Consider the following 18677-nt stretch of genomic DNA (forward strand, 5'->3'; position numbering starts at 1 on the left):
CATCTGCTCCGGATCATCATGCTCGGTTCGAGTCTTTCCACTTTCTTCTGCCCCACCCGCATCCACATGGGCGTGGGCGCCCACGTACGCATCGTCGACCTGCTGCGCCAGCACGGCTGCAAACGGGTGTTCGTGGCCATCGACGGCGCGTTGCTGGATACCGAGTTCTACGCTCAGCTGCAGCGGATGCTGCAGGAAGCCGGCATTGCCACGGCCTCCTATTCGGACATCGAGCCGGATCCCAGCGCGCACACCGTGGCGCGTGCCTTCGAAGCCTGCCAGGCCCACGGCGCAACGATGCAGCTGGCCATCGGCGGGGGCAGCACCATGGACGTGGCCAAGGCGGTCGGCATTCTTGCCACCAACGGGGGGCGTATCCACGACTACGAGGGCATCGAGAAGTTCAGTACGCCCGGACTGCCGCTGATCGCCGTTCCGACCACCGCAGGAACGGGTTCGGAAGTGTCGGGGTCCTGCGTGATCACCGATACGGACAACAACCGCAAGATGTCCATCCGGCACGCCGCGCTCAATCCGGCCACGTACGCCGTGCTGGACCCGCTGGCGCTGCGCACGGTGCCGGCGCACGTCGCCGCGCACTCGGGCATGGACGCATTCGTGCACGCCTTCGAGTCATACCTGTCGCGCCAGGCCAACCTGTTCACCGACGCGATCAATCTCCAGGCCATCGGCCTGATCGCCGCCAACCTGCGCCAGTTCGTTGCCAATCGCGACAACCTGGAGGCCGGCCTCAACATGCTGTGCGGCTCCGCCCTGGCCGGCATCACCTTCGGCCAGACTGGCCTGGGCAACGTGCACTGCATGGCGCGGTTCGTGGGCGCGGCCTGCCATGTGTCGCATGGCCTCTCCAACGCCGTATGCCTGCCCGCCGTGGCGCGTTTCAACCTGCTCGCCAATCCCGCCAAGTATGCGCGCGTGGCCGCAGCCATGGGCCGGCCGGTGCAGGGCATGCCGGAGCTGGACGCGGCATACGAGGCCGTGCATGCCATCGAGGCGCTCTGCCGCGACCTGGGCATTCCCGCGCGCCTGCGTGACATCGGCGCCGAGCAGGACAGCCTGCCGCAGCTGGCGCAGTGGTGCAGCGAGGCCGGCTACAATCGCTGGAACCCCCGCCACACGAGCCGCGCGGACTTCCAGGCGCTGTTCGAGGCTGCCTACTGACCAACACGCCGCCCAGGCTGAAGCCCCCTCGCCACTCCACTGTGAAAGCGTCCGAGCCGTCGCCAGACGACGTCGCAATCCCCCGCAAGCGCGTCACCGTGCATGACGTCGCGCGTGCCGCCGGGGTCGCCATCAGCACCGTGTCGCGCGTCGTCAATGGCGCGCCCACCGTCACGGACGACATCCGGCAGCGCGTCGAGTCGGCCATCAGGCAGCTGGGCTGGACCCCCAGCATCGCCGCGCAGGCCATGCGGGGGGCATCGGCGCGCATGGTGGGATTCATCTTTTCCGACATCCGCAACCCGATGTACACGGAAGTGATCAAGGGCGCCGAGGACGTGCTCAGCGCCCACGGCTACATGCTGATGGTGGCCAGCAGCGACGGCCAGCCCGCCCGCGAACTGGCCCTGATCGAACTCTTCCGGCGGCGCCGCGCCGACGGCCTGCTGTTCGGCGTGGAAGAAGAGTCGAACCCCGAGGTCATGCGCGGCGTCGTCTCGGCAGGCTTCCCCACGGTGCTGCTGGAGCGCGAAATGGCGTTGCCCATCAACGCGGTCGGCGCCGACCATTGCTCGGGCACGCTGCACGCCACGCGCCACCTGATAGCGCTGGGCCACCGCCGCATCGCGCTCATCAGCGGAGGCCGGCGCAACCGGGTGGGGCGCGACCGGCTCGCGGGGCTGAGCCAGGCCCATGAAGCGGCGGGGCTGCCGCTGGACCCGGCGCTGCTGAGGCTCGACAGCTTCGCCACCGAATACGCGTTTCGCGAAACCCAGCTGCTGCTCGCGCTCGACGAGCCGCCCACGGCCATCATTGCGGCAGGCATGCACCTGCTCGAGGGCGTGCTCCCCGCCGTGCGCGCAGCGGGGCTCGCGATACCCGGCGATCTCTCCCTGGTGGCCTCCAATGACAGCCCGCTGGCCCGCCTCGCCACGCCGGCGATCAGCGTGATCCGCTACGATGCCTATGCGCTGGGCCGCGAAGCCGCCATGTTGCTGCTGGGACGCATGCAGGAGGGAGAGCCGGCCACGCGCAGCCGGATCCAGATTCCCACCGAATTCGTGCTGCGCGACTCCTGCGCCAGCCCGCCGCGCCGGCGCGACAAGCGCAGGCGCTGATCCCGCCGCCCGCCTCGGCGCCGCCCACCACACCCCTGCCATGACCGGTTTCGAACACAATCCCTTCCTGCACTCGCTGGGTGCCGTCATCGAGAGCTGGGGCGACGGCCGCATCGTGCTCGGCATGGACCTCAGGCCCGGCCACCTGAACCGCCAGGGTGCGCTGCAGGGCGGCGTGGTGTGCGCGCTCCTGGATGCCGCCTGCGGCTACGCCGGCATCGTGCCCGACGGCGAGGACAGCCGGGGCAACGCCGTCACCATCTCGCTGGCGATCAATTTCATCGGATCGGTCAAGGAAGGCCGGGTCATCGCCACCGGCACCGTGACGGGCCGCGGCCGCAAGATATTCTTCTCGCGTGCCGAGGTGTGCACGCCCGACGGGCGGGTGCTGGCGTCGGCACAGGGTTCGTTCAAATATGGCGGGCCGCGCCTGGTGGCCGGCGAAGCGCAGGGAGCCGTCTCATGAGCGATGCGTCGCAGGCCGTGGAACATGCCATCACGTCGCGCTGCAGCGTGCGCGGCTTCCTGCCCGATCCCGTGGCGCCGGCGACGATCCGCCGCATCCTGGCAGCCGCGGCGCGTGCGCCCAGCGGCAGCAACATACAACCCTGGAAGGTGCACGTGCTGACCGGCGCAGCGCGCGACGCCCTGTCGCGCGCCCTGCTGGCAGCCCACGAGCGCGGCGAGCCCGAGCGGCGCGAATATCAGTACTACCCCGTGAACTGGCGCAGCCCCTACCTCGAGCGGCGCCGCGAGACCGGCTGGGGACTCTACAGCCTGCTGGGCATCGCCAAGGGCGACAGGGCCGCGTCGGCGCGCCAGCACGGGCAGAACTACGTGTTCTTCGGCGCCCCCTGCGTGCTGATCTTCACCATCGACGCCGACCTGGGCCAGGGCAGCTGGCTGGACTACGGCATGTTCCTGCAGAACATCATGGTGATGGCGCGCGGCTGCGGCCTGGACACCTGCGCGCAGGCCGCGCTGGCCAACTATCCCGACATCGTCAGGCGGCAACTGGGCATCCCCGGCGACCAGGTCGTGGTCTGCGGCATCTCGCTCGGCTACCGCGATCCCGCGGCGCCCGCGAACCGGTACCGCACGCGCCGCATCCCGGTCGACGAATTCGCCACGTTCCACGACGCCTGACGGGCGGCCGCAGGCCGCGCCCCGGTCAGGGCACGTCGATGACCCAGTCGGCCCGGAAGCCTGCCTGCTCGCCCTTGCGGGCATAGCCCAGCGGGTTGGCGACCACCCGGCATGCGGTTTTCCGTCCGCCTGCCGTGCCCTGGACCACGTAGTCGTGCGGGCAGTGCAGGTGGCCGTGTATCCACAGGCTGGCCAGGGGCAGCAGGTCGTCCAGGCCATTGCAGAAACCCGCCGTGCCGGGCGTCAACCCATAGCGCGGGTCGGCGCTGAGCAGGCTGGGCGCGAAGTGCGTGACCACCACGGTGGTTCCATCGTAAGGCTGCGCCAGCGCGCCGCGCAGCCAGTGCTGGCACGCCAGGCCGAGCTCCCGCAGGTCTTCGGCCAGCATGGGCCGCCCATCGCGCAGCGTGGTGTTCTTGCCGAGGTAGAAGTTGGCCGCGCGATAGGCCTTCTCCAGTTGCTGGCGGCGGCGCGTCTCGGTGGGCTGGCGCAGGGCCAGCGCCTCGAAATCGGTCCACAGAGTGGTGCCGATGAAGCGCACGCCCTGGATCAGGACAGTTTCGCGCTCCAGCCAGACGATGCCCAGCCGTGCGCAGATGCCGCGCAGGCGCGCCAGGGTGTCGTCGAAATCCAGCGCGTCGAATTCATGATTGCCCGGCACGTACAGCACCGTGGGCCAGCCGCTCTCGCGGCCGAGCGGCGCAAAGCGCTCCAGGCCGAAGTCGTCGCCGTCCAGCGCCGAGCCCGGCTGGTACGAGCCGATGTCGCCCGCCAGGACCAGCACGTCCACGCCGGGCATCGGTTCGAACTCGAAACCGGGCTCGGCTTCCAGGTGCAGGTCGGAGAGGATTTGCAGGCGCATGGATGGCGATGCGGGACAGGAGGGTGGCCCGCCCTACACGATTCGAACGTGTGACCGCTCGCTTAGAAGGCGAGTGCTCTATCCAACTGAGCTAAGGGCGGACTTGCGCCGGACGGCGCCGGCGAAGTGGCGGGTATTTTACCTGCATGGCATGCGGCGTCGCGCCGCCCCCCGGGGCAGGCCGCCACGCCGGGCCAATCCTGCTTACAGGCCGTATCATGTCCGCTATCTGCCGGTGCTACAGTGCGCCGTCGAAACAGCAAGCCTCCAATCGATGCTCATGCCCGACCCCTTCACTTTCCGCGCTGTCCCGCGCGGCATGCGGCGCGCTGCGGCCGCGGCCGTGCTGGCCGCCGCTTCCTGCCCCGCCATCGCAGGCGTCACCTATCGGCTGGATCGTCCCGCTGCGGCGTCCGGCGAAACCGTGCGCCTGGAAGCCATTTTCTTCAACGACGGCGACGCCGTCATGCGCTGGGAGGCCCCGCGCGAACTGGTGGTGCAGTGGCGCAACGCCAATGGCGGCGTCGTGCGCAGCCTGGCCACCCTGCCCGGCGATCCGCCTGCGGTGGAGATCCCGGTCAACAACTTCGCGCGCGTGAGCTGGAACGTGGTCGTGCCCGTGCAGGCGCGCGGCATGCAGGCCGTGTCGATCGAGGGCGAATCGGCCATGCTGGCGCTGGAGGCAACCGGGCGGTCGGGCAGCCAGCTGGCGGCCACCCCGGCCGACGTGCCGGTCACCGACGCGCTCACCGGGCAACCGGTCGCGCCGGCCGGGGTCACCCAGGCGGGCGCTTCGCCCGCGCAGGGATCGGCGCCGGCCCAGGTGGCTGCCGCGCCTGCCGCCGGGGCATCGGCCTCGCCGTTCGAATCTTTCCGCAGCGCCATCACGCCCTACCAGCCGATGTACTTCAGCGTGGGCACGCGCGGCGGCACCACTGCCCGCTTCCAGATCAGCGCCAAGTATCGCGTCTTCACGCCGCCCAGCGACCGGCCGGCAACCTTCGCGGAAAACTTCTACCTGGGCTATACGCAGACCTCGCTGTGGGACCTGGAAGGCGACTCCCGGCCGTTCATCGACACCACGTTCAATCCCAGCGTGTTCTGGCTGTCGGACAACCTCTGGCAATCGGCCAGCCGCAACTGGCGGCTGGGCCTGAACACCGGCGTGGAACACAACTCCAACGGCAAGGACGGCGACGACTCGCGCTCCTTCAACGACGCCTATGTGCAGCCCGCCCTGAACTACCGGTTCGACGGCGGCAGCACACTGACCTTTGCCCCCAAGTTCAAGCAGTATTTCGGCAAGGGCGGCGAGAACCACGACTACGCCGACTACGCCGGCTACGTCGACTGGAACCTGCGCTGGGCGCAGGACAACGGCGCCGTGGTGTCGGCCATGTACCGCCAGGGCGACCAGGGGCGCCGCACCACCCAGCTGGACTTCGCCTGGCCGCTGCAGCGCACCTGGCTCGACATGAACGGCTACCTGCACCTGCAGTATTTCAACGGCTACGGCGAGACCCTGCTGGGCTACAACCAGCGCAACGAATCCCAGTTCCGCATCGGCCTGTCCATCGTTCCCTGACCGCGGGCGCCCGGTACCATCGGCTTCCCCCGGGCCTCGGCCCGCCTGGGGCAGCCGCGGCCCCGACTTTGCCGCGACGCAACAATTTTCTCGGGGATTACCCTTAACATTCTCATTTTTTGAGAATTTCCGCTGAGAATTTTGAGAATTCCCGGCCTAACATCCCGGCGAAAGCAATAACTGCAACAAGGGGTGTGCATTCATGGCTGAGGATCGTGCCGTCGCCGGCGGCGCCGAACGGGTGCTGTCCGTGCTGGCGACGCTGGCCCGCCAGGAGCGGCCGCTCGGCGTCGCAGCCCTGGTCGAGCTGACCGGCCTGGCGCAGAGCACGCTGTATCGGCAACTGGCGCTGCTCAAGCGCTGGGGCTTCGTGAGCGAACATGCCGGCGAGTATGGCCCCGGGCCGCTGTGCCTGCAGCTGGCCTGGGGCTTCGACCAGTCGTCCTTCCTGATCCAGGAATCCCAGGAAGACATGGCGGCCCTGGCGGCCGAATCCGGCGAGACGGTCGGCCTGATGGCCGCCATCAAGGACCAGGCCGTGTGCCTGGACATGGTCGAAAGCCAGCATCCCTTGCGCTGCTCGTTCGTCAAAGGCCGCGGATTGCCGCTGGTGCATGGCGCCTCGGCGCGCTCGCTGCTGGCATTCATGCCCGAGCCGCGCCGGCAGGCCGCGCTGGAATCGCTGCGCGCCAGGCTGGAGCCCGCCGCCATGGCGGAACTGGAGCAATCCCTGGCGGCGATACGCGCCGCCGGCCATGCCGTCACCGACAGCCAGGTCGACCAGGGAGTCTGGGGCGCGAGCGCCCCCATCTTCCAGCGCCCCGGCCATGCCATCGCCTCGCTCACGCTGATGGCGCCGTCCACCCGAGCACAAGACCGCGCCGCCCAGCTGGCGGCGCTCACTGTCCAGGCAGCGCGCCGCATCTCGGCGCGGCTGCAAAGCCTGTGAACCCTCTCCTCCCCAGCCCCAAGGAACCCGCCATGCTGACTCGCCGCCATCTGCTAGCCACCTTCGCCGCCCTGTCGCTCGCCGCCTCCGCCGGCGTGGCCCAGGCCGCCGACACGATCCGCGCCGTGACCGACGCCACCTTCCCGCCCATGGAATTCGTCAAGGACGGCAAGCGCACCGGCTTCGACATCGAACTGGTCGAAGCCCTGGGCCAGGCCATGGGCAAGAAGATCGAATGGATCGACATCGACTTCAAGGGCCTGATCCCGGCCATCCAGGCCGGCCGCGCCGACATCGCCGTCTCGGCCATCTACATCACCGACGCCCGCAAGCAGGTGGTGGACTTCACCGATCCGTACTACGCGGGCGGGCTGGTGGTGCTCACGAAGAAGGACGGGCCGATCAAGAGCCTGAAGGATCTGGACGGCCGCAAGGTATCGGTGCAGGTCGGCACCAAGTCCGTGAACTTCCTGAAGGAGAACCATCCCAAGGTCGAGCGCGTGGAAGTCGAGAAGAACCAGGAGATGTTCAACCTGGTGCAGATCGGGCGCGCCGACGCCGCGGTCACCGGCAAGCCCGCCGCGAAGCTGTTCGCGCAGAGCACGACCGACCTGACCGTGCTCGATGAGCAGCTCACCACCGAGGACTACGGCATCGCCGTGTCCAAGCGCACGCCGGAACTGACCCGCGACCTCAATGCCGCGCTGGCCACGCTCAAGCAGGATGGCACCTACGCCAGGATCGTGAACAAGTGGTTCGAGGCCCCGGCGCGATGAACCTGGACTTCAGCCCCGTCTTCGCCGACTGGCCCGCGCTGATGCGCGGCGCGCTGGTCACCATCGAGGTCACGGCCTGCGCCCTGGTGCTGGGCTGCGTGATCGGGCTGCTGGCCGGCGTGGGCCGGCTCAACCCGCAGCGGCGCATGGTCTACGCGGCCTGCAGCCTGTACCTGGCGTGCTTCCGCGGCACGCCGCTGCTGGTGCAGCTCTTCATCTGGTTCTTCGGCCTGCCGCAGTTCGGCATCACGCTGCCGGCGTTCGCCTGCGGCGTGCTGGGCCTGGGCATGTACTCCGGCGCCTACGTATCGGAAATCGTACGCGGCTCGATCCAGTCGATCGACCGCGGCCAGACCGAAGCGGCCCGCTCGCTGGGCATGTCCGCCGGACAGGCCATGCGCATCATCGTGCTGCCCCAGGCCTTCGTGCGCATGATCCCGCCGCTGGGCAACGAGTTCATCGCGCTGATCAAGAATTCGGCCCTGGTCTCGCTGCTGACCATCCACGACCTCATGCACGAGGGCCAGAAGATCATCTCGGTATCGTACCGTTCGCTCGAGACCTACCTGGTCGTCGCGCTGATCTACCTGGTGCTCACCATGGCCACCACGGCGGCCCTGCGCCGCATCGAGAACCGCCTGCGCTCCGGAGGCATGGTGCAATGACCCACACCGACATGATCCGCATCCGCGGCCTGCACAAATCCTACGGCGACCACGCGGTGCTCACCGGCATCGACTTCTCGGTGCCGACCTCCAGCGTTGTCGTGGTGATAGGCCCCAGCGGCTCGGGCAAGAGCACGCTGCTGCGCTGCTGCAACGGGCTCGAAGTCGCCCAGCAGGGCACCATAGAGATCGACGGCCAGCCGCTGCTGGACCACGGCCGGCTGCTGCCGGACCCGCAGCTCAACGCCCTGCGCACCCAGGTGGGCATGGTGTTCCAGTCGTTCAACCTGTTCCCGCACCTCTCGGTGCTGCACAACGTCACGGTGGGGCCGCGCACGCTGCGCGGCATGCGCAAGGCCGAGGCCGAGGCGCTGGCGGCCGACCTGCTGGCCAAGGTGGGCCTGGCCGAGAAGATGCATGCCATGCCTGCCAGCCTGTCCGGCGGCCAGAAGCAGCGTGTGGCCATCGCCCGGGCGCTGGCCATGCAGCCCAAGGTCATGCTGTTCGACGAGCCCACGTCCGCGCTCGATCCCGAACTGGTGGGCGAAGTGCTGCAGGTGATGAAGCTGCTGGCCAGGGAGGGCATGACCATGATGGTGGTCACGCATGAGATGGGCTTTGCGCGCGAGGTGGCCGACACCGTGGCCGTGATGGACGGCGGACGCATCGTCGAGTCCGGATCGCCGGACGTGATCTTCAGCGCCCCGCGCGAACCCCGCACCCGCGCCTTCCTGCAGGCGGTATTGAAGTAGCGCCATGGACGCATCCCGTATCCTCCACGCTTCCGACGCCCTGCTGCCCGGAGGCTGGGCCCGCGACGTCATCCTGCAATGGGACGCCTGCGGTCGCTACACGCGGGTGGAACCCGGCGCAACGCCGCCGCCCCATGCACCGCGCGCATCCGGGCCGGTGATCCCCGGGCTCGTCAACCTGCATTCCCACGCATTCCAGCGGGCCTTCGCCGGCCTCACCGAATATCGCGCCGCGGAGGCCGACAGTTTCTGGAGCTGGCGCACGCTGATGTACGGTTTCGCCGCCGTACTGCGCCCTGAACAGGTGGAGGCCGTGGCGGGCCTGCTCTACCGGGAAATGCTGGAGGCGGGCTATACCCACGTCTGCGAATTCCATTACCTGCATCACGCCGAGGACGGCCGGCCCTACGCCGACGACACGGAAATGGCCCAGGCGGTGCTGCGCGCGGCAGCATCGGCGGGCATGGGCATCACCCTGCTGCCGGTGCTCTATCACGCTTCCGGCTTCGGCGGCGCGCCGCTCAATGCCGGCCAGCGGCGTTTCGGCCACGACCTCGACAGCATGCAGCGCCTGCTGCAGCATCTGCAACCGCAATGCGCCGCCCAGGATGCCCGCCTGGGCCTGGCGCCGCACTCGCTGCGCGCCGTCCCGCCGGCGCAATTGGCGGGCGCGCTGCAGCTGCTGGACGACATCGACGCCACGGCTCCCGTCCACATCCATATCGCCGAGCAGGTCAGGGAAGTGGAAGACTGCCTCGCGCATACCGGCCAGCGGCCGGTGGCGTGGCTGCTGGACCATGCGCCCGTGGACCGCCGCTGGTGCCTGGTGCACGCCACCCACATGACCCCGGACGAAGCGCGGCGCGCCGCCGCCACCGGCGCCGTGGCCGGACTGTGCCCCAGCACCGAGGCGAACCTGGGCGACGGCATCTTCGACATGGCCGCGTGGCGCGAAGGCGGCGGCGCGTGGGGCGTGGGCTCGGACAGCCACGCCTGCGTGAACGCCGCCGAAGAACTGGCGCTGCTCGAGTACAGCCAGCGCTGGGCCACGCGCGCCCGGAACGTGCTCGCCACGCCGGCGCAGCCCCACGTGGCCGACGCCATGCTGCAGGCGGCCGTGGCGGGCGGCACCCAGGCCGCGGGGCTGCCCGCAGGCGGCCTGCAGGCCGGCGCACGGGCCGACTTCGTGGTGCTGGATCCGCAGCATGTGGCCCTGGCGGGGCTGCCGCCGTCCGACATGCTGTCGGGGCACGTGTTTGCCAGCCATCGCACGTCTGCCGTCGCCGAAGTGTGGCAGGCCGGCAGTCGCCGCGTGCAGGCAGGTCGCGCCGAGGGCATGGAAGCAGCCCGGCAGGCCTTCGTGGCGGCGCGGCGTGCCCTGCTGGCACGGGTTCGCGCCTGACCCCGCCTTTGGCGGCCTATGCCGCGGGGCAGCCGGTTCCGCAGCGGGCCTGCAGCAGCCTCACCAGCGCCCCGTGCGCGGCGGCGAAGCCGTCGCTGCCGGGGCCCTCGCGCACCAGCGCCCAGACCAGGCGCTCCCGGGCGGCGCGCTCCGGCGGGCTTTGCGGCCATCCCATGTCGCTGTCCATGTCGAGCAGGGACTGCACCAGGGCGCCGTCTCCGGCTTCGGACCCGGGCCGCGCCGGCGGTGCGGACGCGTCCACGTTCATGAGCAGGCGCTCCTCCCAGCGTACGAAGCGCGCCAGCGCATGCAGCGGCCCCGCGGGGCGGTGGTCGGGTGCACGGCTGACGTAGGCGGCCAGCCAGTCCGGCAGCGACTCGGCAGGCATGGGCATGGAGACGACATAGCCCTGCACGACGTCGATGTCCAGCGCCCGCAGGGCATCGAGCAGGTCGGAGGACTCCACGCCTTCGGCCACCACCTTGCGGCCCAGCGCATGCGCCAGGCGCGTGAGCTGGAACACGAAGCGCAATCCACGCGTGGGGTCGGGCTCGTCGATCTCCAGCATGCTGCGGTCCAGCTTGGCCCAGTCGAACGGCGCGCGGCGCATGCTCCCCAGCCCGCTGTGCCCTGCGCCGAGGTCGTCCTGCGCCAATTGCACGCCCAGCTCCTTGAAACGCAGGAATATGGCCTGGCGCCCTTCGGCCAGCCGCAGCTCTTCGTGTTCCAGCACCTCGAGGATCAGCCTTGCCGGCGGGCAGCCGTGCGCCTGCAGGGCCGTGCGCGTGGCCTCGTAGTAGCGGATGTCGTCCAGGGCGGCGGTGGGGAGGTTCATCGAGATCGCGATATCCAGCCCGTCGTGCTCCTGCCAGGCCCGTCGCTGCGCCAGTGCCTGGTCCAGGCCGCGCGCGTAGAGATCGAAATAATCGTCCGAGGAAAAGGCCGGCAGGAATTCGCCCGGCGCACAGACGCGGTCGCAATCGACCAGCCTGGCCAGAGCCTCGACCTTGGAGACCGTTCCCGTCCGCAGGTCGAGCAGCGGCTGGTAGTACATCTTCAACCCGCCCGAGCGCAGCAGCGTCGCCCAGTGCATGCGGCTGGCATGCGACACCGCGCCGCTGGCGTCGAGGTCGGAAAGGCTCATGAAGGCGCCGTCCACCAGCCTGCCGAGCAGGTCGACGAACGCCACCTGCTCGGGCCCCAGGAAGCCGCCGGGATAGTCGGAATCCAGCACCAGCACGGCCACCGGCTTGCCGCCCTGCGGGCCCAGGGGAATGGCGACGGAGGAGCGCACGCCCTGCCGGCGCACCGGCTGCTGCCAGGGGTCGACCTGCGGATGCGTGGCCACGTTGACGATGCGCTCGACCCTGTCGTTGCGCCAGGCCAGGCCGATATGCGACTGCCCCTGGGGCACGTCGGCGGCCGTGACGAAGCGGGTCTCGGGCGCCGAGGCCATCTCCAGCAGGGCCTGGCCCTTGTCTTCCGGCGCGACCGCCTCGAAGTGGAACACGCCCTGGCCATCCGGCCGGCAGATGCCGCAGCGCGTGATTTCGTCGTGTTCCGCCAGGATGCGGACCAGCCCCTGGATGAAATCGGTGTAGCGATGCACGCTCCACGCCAGCTGGGTGAGCTCCAGCAGCACCTGCTGCCGGGAATCCTGCAGGGCCTGGTAGGCCTTGAGCTGCCACGCCAGGTCGGTGTTGAGCCGCCGGATGTAGCGGTTCAGCGAGCGGGCGCTGACCGACGGCGCGACCACCGCGTCGAGCGCATTGGACAGCGCATCGCGGCTGCGCACGAGTTCCTCCTCGTCCAGCCCCACGATGGCATGCACGCGCCCCACGCGCAGCGCCATCTGGGCATGCGCCTGCGGATCGAGTTCCGGCGCCGCCAGCGCCAGCAGGTTCTCGGCCTGGCGCCGCTTCAGGTAGGCGAATTCATCGGGCGACAGCATGCGCAGGATCTGCTCGGACTTGGGCAGACCCGACAACGCCGCGTAGAACGCCTCCACGACGGCGTGAACCTCGCGATTCAGTACTTCGATGAGATCCTGCATCGACCGCCTTTGCACGGGCCGGCGGCGCGCGGCCCAATACGGGAAATACTACGGCCAGTTGTAGCGCTGAGGCAAGGCACGCGCTTATCGCCCGGTGTCCGGGTAATTCGGTCCGGCGTCGTGGAAGCCCCCGTTGCTGTAGGGATTGGCGGCACCCGGATGCGGCGGCCCCGGATTGGCGAAGCGCTCGGAAGCGCACCCGGCCAGCGTGCCGGCCAGCAGGATCAGCAGGGCACAGCGTTGCAATGCGGGCGACATGGCATCCTCCTTCTGAACGGGCCATGCCGCATTGTGCCGCTGCCCGGCCCGGACGCCAAATCGCCGCGGGCCGGCGCCGCTACGCGCGCCGCGGCGCGGCGCGACGGCAAGTGCCAGCCACGCTTCGCGCCCGAAGGCCCTGGGCGCCACATGACAGCCGGATGACCCGCGAGGCCGATCCGTTTGCGTTCTGTTTCCTTTTCGTGCCGCCACTTCACCGCGATGTCATTTCGCGTTCCTAGACTGCCGCGGGTCTGCCGTCCGGTGCTGCGGCCCTGCGGCAGGCATTTCCCGTTCCGGATACCCACCTACTATCCCATGCCAAATCTCACTACTGCGCGCGCCCTCGCGGCTGCGCTGGCCATGGCCGTGCTCATGACGGCCTGTGGCGGCGACGACGATGACGACCACGGCCCCGGCGCCGACCCCGGAGGCAGCCCCGGCACCGAGCAGCCCGCGGAATCCAAACCCGAACTGCGCTGCGCGCCCTGAACCGGCCCGCCCTTCCCATCCACGCACAGCGATCCATGACCTCACGCCGCCAATTTCTGCAGACCACCGCCGGAGCCGGCTTTGCCGCCGCCGTCCTGGCAGCCTTCCCGCCCAGCATCCGCAAGGCCCTGGCCATCCCCGCCAACAACAAGACGGGCACCATCAAGGACGTCGAGCACGTCGTCATCCTGATGCAGGAGAACCGCTCGTTCGACCACTACTTCGGCACGCTCAAGGGCGTGCGCGGCTTCGGCGACCGCATCACCATTCCGCTCGCCAACGGCCGCAGCGTCTGGGAACAGGAGCGCGCCAACGGCGAAGTGCTCATGCCTTACCATCTCGACGGCACCGCGCACAACGCGCAGCGGGCCAGCGGCACGCCCCACTCGTGGGACGACAGCCAGCAGGCCTGGGACAACGGCCGCATGAACCAGTGGGCACGGCACAAGACCGACACCTCCATGGGCTACTTCAAGGAACAGGAGATCCCGTTCCAGGTCGCCCTGGCCAACGCCTTCACGATCTGCGATGCCTATCACTGCTCAATGCATACCGGCACCGACGCGAACCGCTCCTTCCACCTCACCGGCACCAACGGCCCCACCGCCCAGAACGTGGCCTACGTGAACAACGAATGGGACTGGATCAGCGGCCTGCCCGACTCCGATTCCGTGGGCTACACCTGGAAGACCTACGCCGAACGGCTGGAAGAGGCCGGCGTGAGCTGGATCTGCTACCAGAACATGCCCGACGAATGGGGCGACAACATGCTGGGCGCCTTCCGCCAGTTCCGCGCCGCCAACCTCGCCTCCGGCTATCCCGTGTGCAGCGGCGGCGCACCGAACTCGCCTTATGCCAATACCGGCCAGGCGCTGCCCTACAAGGCCTACGACCCCGCCACCGACAACCCCGGCAACCCGCTCTACAAGGGCATCGCCAACACCCTGCCCGGCACGCAGCCTGAGAACTATCTCGACGCCTTCCGCCGCGACGTGATGGAAGGCCGCCTGCCCCAGGTTTCGTGGATCAACGCGCCGTCGATCTACTGCGAGCACCCGGGCCCCTCCAGCCCCGTGCAGGGCGCGTGGTTCCTGCAGGAAGTCCTGGACGCGCTCACGGCCAATCCGGAGGTCTGGAGCAAGACCGTGCTGATCGTCAACTTCGACGAGAACGACGGCTACTTCGACCACGTGCCTTCGCCCTCGCCGCCCTCGCGCAACGAAGACGGCACCTATGCAGGCAAGACGACCCTCAGCGAGCAGGACCTGGAACCGGAATACTTCACCCAGCCCGCGCCCGAAGGCAGCACCAGCCAGCCGGCGCCCGACGGACGCGTGTTCGGCCCGGGACCGCGCGTGCCGATGTACGTGATCTCGCCCTGGAGCCGCGGCGGCTGGGTCAACTCGCAGGTGTTCGACCACACCTCCGTGCTGCGCTTCCTGGAAGCCCGCTTCGGCGTCGAGGAGCCCTACATCAGCCCCTTCCGCCGCGCCATCTGCGGCGACCTCACCAGCGCGTTCAACTTCGCCACGCCCAACACCGAGACCCTGCCCACCCTGGACGGCCGCACCACGCGCACCGTCGCCGACCAGCTGCGCGCCACGCAGGAAACCCTGCCGGCAGTGCCGCTGCCCACCGACATGCAGCCGCCGATACAGGCCAGCGGCACCCGGCCCTCGCGCGCCCTGCCCTACGAGCTGCATACCAGCGCCCGCTGCGGCACCGACGGCAACGTGGAACTCATCTTCGCCAACACCGGCAAGCAGGGCGCCGTCTTCCACGTCTACGACCGCCACCACCTGGACCGCATCCCGCGGCGCTACGCGGTGGAAGCCGGCAAGACCCTCAGCGACACCTGGAACGCCGGCCTCGACAACCTGGGCCGCTACGACCTCTGGGTGCTCGGGCCCAACGGCTACCACCGCCACTTCAAGGGCGATACGGGGCGCATCCGCGACACCGCCACGCGGCCCGAGACCCGCGTCTGCTACGACATCGCCAACGGCAACGTGTACCTGGAGCTCATGAACGGCGGCACCGCCCCCTGCACCTTCACGGTCACGGCCCGGGCCTACCGCACCGACGGCCCCTGGACCGTCACGGTGGCACCGGGCGGCATGGAGACGCTGCACTGGCAACTCGCCGACAGCGGCCAGTGGTATGACTTCGCCGTCGCCTGCAACACCGATCCCGCCTACCTGCGCCGCTTCGCCGGCCGCGTGGAGACCGGCCGGCACACGGTGAGCGATCCGGCGATGGGCACCGCCACCGGCGAGGCCTGATCCGCGGCGCAGCGGCTGGCCGTTGCATGCATTGCGCGGCCAGCGGCCTCCGCCCCGGGGGCGGGCCGGGAGAGACAGCCGCCGCTCCTGCCGGCGTCTCCGGCGCCCGGCCCGAGCCCCAGGCGGGCCCAGTGCAGCAGCGCCTCGCGGTCGTCGAGCGCATCATCGGGTACCGAGTAGTAGCCCAGCGCCACCGCGCCCCGCGCCTTCGTATCGTAGGTATAGGGCGCGCACCCGTGCCGCCTGAATACGTCCACCGCCGGCCCCTTGGCCTTGACGTAGAGGCGGTTCTCGCCGCTCACGAAAGCGAACATCGTTCCTTCCAGGAACAGCCCCATGCACCCGAAGATCCGCCGCGTGCTGATGCGCCCGAGCGGGGAGAGTTGGTCGACGAGGTGTTCTACCAGGCCTTTCGAAGGTGCCATCATGCGCCCAATGATACCTAGGGTAAGCCCTCTTAATTTACATACTGATTAGTTGGTATCTTTATCGGAACCCCATTTGAACTCATGCGCTTCAGCGGCGTCCCCTCATGCTTCCCAGCGTTGCCGACTATCGAGACGTGGCCCTTCGGCGCCTCCCCCGCTTTGCCTTCGACTATCTCGAAGGCGCGGCCGAGGACGGCGATGCCATGCATCGCAATCTGGACAGCTACCGTCGCATCCTGCTGCGGCCTCGCGTGTTGCGCGACCTGACGCACTGCTCGACGGAGACGACCTGGTTCGGGCGTACACAGGCGGCTCCCATGGCAGTCGGGCCTACCGGCCTGAACGGGCTCTTCTGGCCCAAAGCGGACGAACTGCTTGCTGCAGCCGCCGCCCAGCGGGGCTTGCCTTTCATTCTTTCCACGGCATCGACTTCCCTGCTGGAGGACGTCCGAAGCGCCGCGCCCGGTGCGGATCTCTGGCTCCAGCTCTATGTGCAGCGCGACCGCGGCATCGCCGAAGACATCATGCGTCGGGCCGGCAAGGCAGGTTATCGGTGCCTGGTAATGACAGTGGATACGCCGGTCCATGGCAAGCGGGACCATGATCTGCGAAACGGCTTCAAGCTGCCCATACGCCTGACACCCGCGCTGGCCCGCGACGTGCTGCGCCGCCCCAGGTGGGCCTGGCAGATGCTGCGCAATGGCGGTCCGCAATTGCTCAACATCGCGCGCAGCCTGGGCGAAGCGCCGGAACTGGCGCGGCAGGCGGCCACGCTGAGCCGCGCCATGGACCTGGCGCTGCAATGGGACGATATCTCGTGGGCCCGCCGCCATTGGAACGGCCCGGTGCTCATCAAGGGCATACAGACCATCGAAGATGCGCAATTGGCCGCCCGGCACGGCGCCGATGGCATCGTGCTCTCCAACCACGGCGGCCGGCAGCTGGGCAGCGCAGCGGCGCCTCTGGATGTGCTCCCCTCCGTGCGGAACGCCGTGGGCGAGCGGCTGCGCATCTTCGTCGACGGCGGAGTGAGGCGTGGTGCCGACGCCATCAAGGCGGTGGCCTGCGGCGCGGATGGCGTATTGCTGGGTCGCGCGCCGCTATATGGCCTGGCCGCAAGCGGCAGCAGCGGGGTAAACGAAGTGCTTGCGCTGCTGCTCGAGGAAGCCGCCATCTGCCTGCGCCTGCTTGGCTGCACCTGCATGGGCGAGCTGGATTCCACTCATGTGCAGCAGATCCCCCTGACCGCCCTCATGCCAGCCCCAACCCATTGAATCGGACTCGACATGCAAGATCGGAATGCAATTCTCGCTGAACTCGCCGGCCTATTGGGCAATGCCGGCGTGGTGGCCGACGAGAAAGACGCAGCGCCTTATCTCAGCGACTGGTGGGGCAAGAACCGAGGGTCGGCCCTGGCAGTGGTCAGGCCCGCCAACACGGAAGAAGTGTCTGCCGTGGTGAAACTGTGCGCGCGCGCAGGCATCGGCATTGTGCCGCAAGGCGGCAATACGGGCCTATGTGGCGGCGCCACGCCCATCCCCGGCGGCCGGGATTGCGTGGTCCTATCGCTGTCGCGCATGAACCGCATCCGCGACCTGGCCCCCTACAACCAGACCATGACCGTCGATGCCGGCTGCACGCTGGCCGCGGTCCAGGACGCCGCCCGCGACGCCGAACGCCTGTTCCCGCTCAGCCTGGGCAGCGAGGGCACCTGCCAGATCGGTGGCAATATCTCCACCAATGCGGGCGGAACGGCGGTGCTGCGCTACGGGAACATGCGTGACCTGGTGCTGGGCATCGAGGCCGTCCTTCCCGACGGGACGATATGGAACGGCTTGCGTGGATTGCGCAAGGACAATACCGGCTACGACCTCAAGCACCTCTTCATCGGCGGAGAGGGCACGCTGGGCATCGTGACCGGCGCCGTCCTGAAGCTCTTTCCTCGGCCGAAAGCGCACGCCACGGCATGGGCCGCGCTCGACACCCTCGATCAGGCTCCGTTGCTGCTGGCGCTGGCACGCTCGGTCTGCGGCGACCGCATCACCAGCTTCGAAGTGTGCTCGCGATCGCAGCTCGACCTCGTCTATCGGCATATCGCGGATACGCGCGATCCGCTGAATGGCCGTGGCGACTGGATCGCCTTGATCGAGCTGGCGGACATGCAGGATACACAGGCTCTGCAAGTGCTGCTCGAAACGGCAATGGAGCAGGCACTGGAAGACGACATTGCCAGCGACGTCGCCATCGCCGCCAGCGAAGCGCAATCCGAGGCCATCTGGCGCATCAGGCATTCGGTTTCCGAGGCGAATGTGCGCGAGGGCCATAGCATCTCCCACGACATCTCGGTGCCGTTGTCGGCCGTCGGCCAATTCGTCGACAAGGCCAACGCCGCATTGGCCGATCTCGCGCAGGGCGCACAGACGCTCGTGGTGGGCCATGCCGGCGACGGCAACCTGCACTACATCCTGCTGTTCCCGCATGCCGTCTGGGGCGAACTGGACCCCACCCTGCGCGCCGGACGCGCCGCGGCGATTACGGCAATCGTGCAACAGACCGCGCTGACCCTGGGCGGCAGCATCAGCGCCGAGCACGGCATCGGCGTGGCGCATCGCGACGAGCTGCAAGGGGCGAAGCCGGCCATCGAGCTCGCGCTGATGCGCACCGTGAAACAGGCCATCGATCCGCTGGGGATCATGAACCCCGGCAAGCTGCTGTAAGCCCAACCTC

General features: G+C 68.9%; 18 protein-coding genes and 1 tRNA gene. 14 read left to right on the forward strand and 5 right to left on the reverse strand.

Annotated elements, in window-relative coordinates; genetic code table 11:
• Nucleotides 1-18 precede the first annotated feature (18 nt).
• The 4 genes from ACYBYQ_RS15020 to ACYBYQ_RS15035 are packed head-to-tail and all read left to right on the forward strand — an operon-like array spanning nt 19 to nt 3446.
• Nucleotides 19-1182, forward strand: a complete 1164-nt coding sequence (locus tag ACYBYQ_RS15020) for an iron-containing alcohol dehydrogenase (protein WP_459615052.1) — start codon at nt 19-21, stop codon at nt 1180-1182.
• A 41-nt stretch (nt 1183-1223) separates the two neighbouring features.
• A complete protein-coding gene (locus tag ACYBYQ_RS15025; RefSeq protein ID WP_459615053.1) occupies nt 1224-2300 on the forward strand; it encodes a LacI family DNA-binding transcriptional regulator in 1077 nt (358 codons plus the stop codon).
• Nucleotides 2301-2340: 40 nt separating this feature from the next.
• On the forward strand, nt 2341-2766 hold the full coding sequence (locus tag ACYBYQ_RS15030) for a PaaI family thioesterase (RefSeq protein ID WP_459615055.1): 426 nt from the start codon (nt 2341-2343) through the stop codon (nt 2764-2766).
• Nucleotides 2763-3446, forward strand: coding sequence for a nitroreductase (locus ACYBYQ_RS15035; protein WP_459615056.1), 684 nt, complete (start codon nt 2763-2765; stop codon nt 3444-3446). The genes ACYBYQ_RS15030 and ACYBYQ_RS15035 overlap by 4 nt, the downstream gene beginning before the upstream one ends.
• Before the next feature lie 25 nt (nt 3447-3471).
• Here the strand turns inward: ACYBYQ_RS15035 and ACYBYQ_RS15040 are convergent, their stop codons facing one another.
• Together ACYBYQ_RS15040 and ACYBYQ_RS15045 are read right to left on the reverse strand one after the other, a co-directional pair.
• Nucleotides 3472-4308 carry a metallophosphoesterase gene (locus tag ACYBYQ_RS15040; RefSeq protein ID WP_459615057.1) on the reverse strand — a complete coding sequence of 279 codons (837 nt, stop codon included), beginning with the start codon at nt 4306-4308 and terminating at the stop codon, nt 3472-3474.
• Nucleotides 4309-4332: 24 nt separating this feature from the next.
• Nucleotides 4333-4409, reverse strand: a tRNA-Arg gene (locus tag ACYBYQ_RS15045).
• 173 nt (nt 4410-4582) lie between these two features.
• Here ACYBYQ_RS15045 and ACYBYQ_RS15050 point away from each other — a divergent pair.
• The 6 genes from ACYBYQ_RS15050 to ACYBYQ_RS15075 all read left to right on the forward strand — a co-directional run bounded on the left by ACYBYQ_RS15050 (nt 4583) and on the right by ACYBYQ_RS15075 (nt 10437).
• Nucleotides 4583-5893 (forward strand): phospholipase A, encoded by a 1311-nt coding sequence (locus ACYBYQ_RS15050; RefSeq protein ID WP_459615058.1) that lies wholly within the window; start codon nt 4583-4585, stop codon nt 5891-5893.
• 202 nt (nt 5894-6095) lie between these two features.
• Nucleotides 6096-6842: an IclR family transcriptional regulator gene (locus ACYBYQ_RS15055; RefSeq protein ID WP_459615059.1), complete on the forward strand. Its 747-nt coding sequence runs from the start codon at nt 6096-6098 to the stop codon at nt 6840-6842.
• A gap of 32 nt (nt 6843-6874) precedes the next feature.
• Entirely contained in the window at nt 6875-7618 is a 744-nt protein-coding gene (locus tag ACYBYQ_RS15060) for a transporter substrate-binding domain-containing protein (protein ID WP_459615061.1), read from the forward strand.
• Complete coding sequence (locus tag ACYBYQ_RS15065) at nt 7615-8283, forward strand: amino acid ABC transporter permease (protein WP_459615062.1); 669 nt, start codon at nt 7615-7617, stop codon at nt 8281-8283. Before ACYBYQ_RS15060 ends, ACYBYQ_RS15065 begins: the two co-directional genes overlap by 4 nt.
• Nucleotides 8280-9035 (forward strand): amino acid ABC transporter ATP-binding protein, encoded by a 756-nt coding sequence (locus tag ACYBYQ_RS15070; protein WP_459615063.1) that lies wholly within the window; start codon nt 8280-8282, stop codon nt 9033-9035. The genes ACYBYQ_RS15065 and ACYBYQ_RS15070 overlap by 4 nt, the downstream gene beginning before the upstream one ends.
• A 4-nt stretch (nt 9036-9039) precedes the next feature.
• Complete coding sequence (locus ACYBYQ_RS15075) at nt 9040-10437, forward strand: formimidoylglutamate deiminase (protein WP_459615064.1); 1398 nt, start codon at nt 9040-9042, stop codon at nt 10435-10437.
• A gap of 16 nt (nt 10438-10453) precedes the next feature.
• Here ACYBYQ_RS15075 and ACYBYQ_RS15080 read toward each other — a convergent pair whose 3' ends face one another.
• Both ACYBYQ_RS15080 and ACYBYQ_RS15085 read right to left on the reverse strand, forming a co-directional pair.
• A complete protein-coding gene (locus ACYBYQ_RS15080) occupies nt 10454-12490 on the reverse strand; it encodes an EAL domain-containing protein (RefSeq protein ID WP_459615065.1) in 2037 nt (678 codons plus the stop codon).
• 84 nt (nt 12491-12574) lie between these two features.
• Nucleotides 12575-12748, reverse strand: a complete 174-nt coding sequence (locus ACYBYQ_RS15085; RefSeq protein ID WP_459615066.1) for a hypothetical protein — start codon at nt 12746-12748, stop codon at nt 12575-12577.
• A gap of 318 nt (nt 12749-13066) precedes the next feature.
• On the opposite strand from ACYBYQ_RS15085, the gene ACYBYQ_RS15090 reads away from it, so the two are divergent.
• Both ACYBYQ_RS15090 and ACYBYQ_RS15095 read left to right on the forward strand, forming a co-directional pair.
• Nucleotides 13067-13240 carry a hypothetical protein gene (locus ACYBYQ_RS15090; RefSeq protein ID WP_459615067.1) on the forward strand — a complete coding sequence of 58 codons (174 nt, stop codon included), beginning with the start codon at nt 13067-13069 and terminating at the stop codon, nt 13238-13240.
• A 35-nt stretch (nt 13241-13275) separates the two neighbouring features.
• Nucleotides 13276-15522, forward strand: a complete 2247-nt coding sequence (locus tag ACYBYQ_RS15095; protein WP_459615068.1) for a phosphocholine-specific phospholipase C — start codon at nt 13276-13278, stop codon at nt 15520-15522.
• Here ACYBYQ_RS15095 and ACYBYQ_RS15100 read toward each other — a convergent pair.
• Nucleotides 15435-15950: a TfoX/Sxy family protein gene (locus ACYBYQ_RS15100; RefSeq protein ID WP_459615069.1), complete on the reverse strand. Its 516-nt coding sequence runs from the start codon at nt 15948-15950 to the stop codon at nt 15435-15437. The genes ACYBYQ_RS15095 and ACYBYQ_RS15100 overlap by 88 nt on opposite strands.
• 104 nt (nt 15951-16054) lie before the next feature.
• Between ACYBYQ_RS15100 and ACYBYQ_RS15105 the strand changes: the two genes are divergently transcribed.
• Both ACYBYQ_RS15105 and ACYBYQ_RS15110 read left to right on the forward strand, forming a co-directional pair.
• Nucleotides 16055-17224: an alpha-hydroxy acid oxidase gene (locus tag ACYBYQ_RS15105; RefSeq protein WP_459615071.1), complete on the forward strand. Its 1170-nt coding sequence runs from the start codon at nt 16055-16057 to the stop codon at nt 17222-17224.
• Nucleotides 17225-17236: 12 nt separating this feature from the next.
• Nucleotides 17237-18667: an FAD-binding oxidoreductase gene (locus tag ACYBYQ_RS15110; RefSeq protein WP_459615072.1), complete on the forward strand. Its 1431-nt coding sequence runs from the start codon at nt 17237-17239 to the stop codon at nt 18665-18667.
• Nucleotides 18668-18677 lie beyond the last annotated feature (10 nt).

The organism is Bordetella sp. 2513F2, assembly GCF_054642735.1.

Bases quoted from the DNA above. Each gene is read 5' to 3' on its own strand.
- ACYBYQ_RS15050 (WP_459615058.1), top strand. From the start codon at position 4,583: ATGCTCATGCCCGACCCCTTCACTTTCCGCGCTGTCCCGCGCGGCATG.
- ACYBYQ_RS15040 (WP_459615057.1), bottom strand. From the start codon at position 4,308: ATGCGCCTGCAAATCCTCTCCGACCTGCACCTGGAAGCCGAGCCCGGT.
- ACYBYQ_RS15020 (WP_459615052.1), top strand. From the start codon at position 19: ATGCTCGGTTCGAGTCTTTCCACTTTCTTCTGCCCCACCCGCATCCAC.
- ACYBYQ_RS15030 (WP_459615055.1), top strand. From the start codon at position 2,341: ATGACCGGTTTCGAACACAATCCCTTCCTGCACTCGCTGGGTGCCGTC.
- ACYBYQ_RS15035 (WP_459615056.1), top strand. From the start codon at position 2,763: ATGAGCGATGCGTCGCAGGCCGTGGAACATGCCATCACGTCGCGCTGC.
- ACYBYQ_RS15080 (WP_459615065.1), bottom strand. From the start codon at position 12,490: ATGCAGGATCTCATCGAAGTACTGAATCGCGAGGTTCACGCCGTCGTG.
- ACYBYQ_RS15075 (WP_459615064.1), top strand. From the start codon at position 9,040: ATGGACGCATCCCGTATCCTCCACGCTTCCGACGCCCTGCTGCCCGGA.
- ACYBYQ_RS15095 (WP_459615068.1), top strand. From the start codon at position 13,276: ATGACCTCACGCCGCCAATTTCTGCAGACCACCGCCGGAGCCGGCTTT.
- ACYBYQ_RS15100 (WP_459615069.1), bottom strand. From the start codon at position 15,950: ATGATGGCACCTTCGAAAGGCCTGGTAGAACACCTCGTCGACCAACTC.
- ACYBYQ_RS15070 (WP_459615063.1), top strand. From the start codon at position 8,280: ATGACCCACACCGACATGATCCGCATCCGCGGCCTGCACAAATCCTAC.
- ACYBYQ_RS15060 (WP_459615061.1), top strand. From the start codon at position 6,875: ATGCTGACTCGCCGCCATCTGCTAGCCACCTTCGCCGCCCTGTCGCTC.
- ACYBYQ_RS15090 (WP_459615067.1), top strand. From the start codon at position 13,067: ATGCCAAATCTCACTACTGCGCGCGCCCTCGCGGCTGCGCTGGCCATG.
- ACYBYQ_RS15065 (WP_459615062.1), top strand. From the start codon at position 7,615: ATGAACCTGGACTTCAGCCCCGTCTTCGCCGACTGGCCCGCGCTGATG.
- ACYBYQ_RS15085 (WP_459615066.1), bottom strand. From the start codon at position 12,748: ATGTCGCCCGCATTGCAACGCTGTGCCCTGCTGATCCTGCTGGCCGGC.
- ACYBYQ_RS15110 (WP_459615072.1), top strand. From the start codon at position 17,237: ATGCAAGATCGGAATGCAATTCTCGCTGAACTCGCCGGCCTATTGGGC.
- ACYBYQ_RS15105 (WP_459615071.1), top strand. From the start codon at position 16,055: ATGCTTCCCAGCGTTGCCGACTATCGAGACGTGGCCCTTCGGCGCCTC.
- ACYBYQ_RS15055 (WP_459615059.1), top strand. From the start codon at position 6,096: ATGGCTGAGGATCGTGCCGTCGCCGGCGGCGCCGAACGGGTGCTGTCC.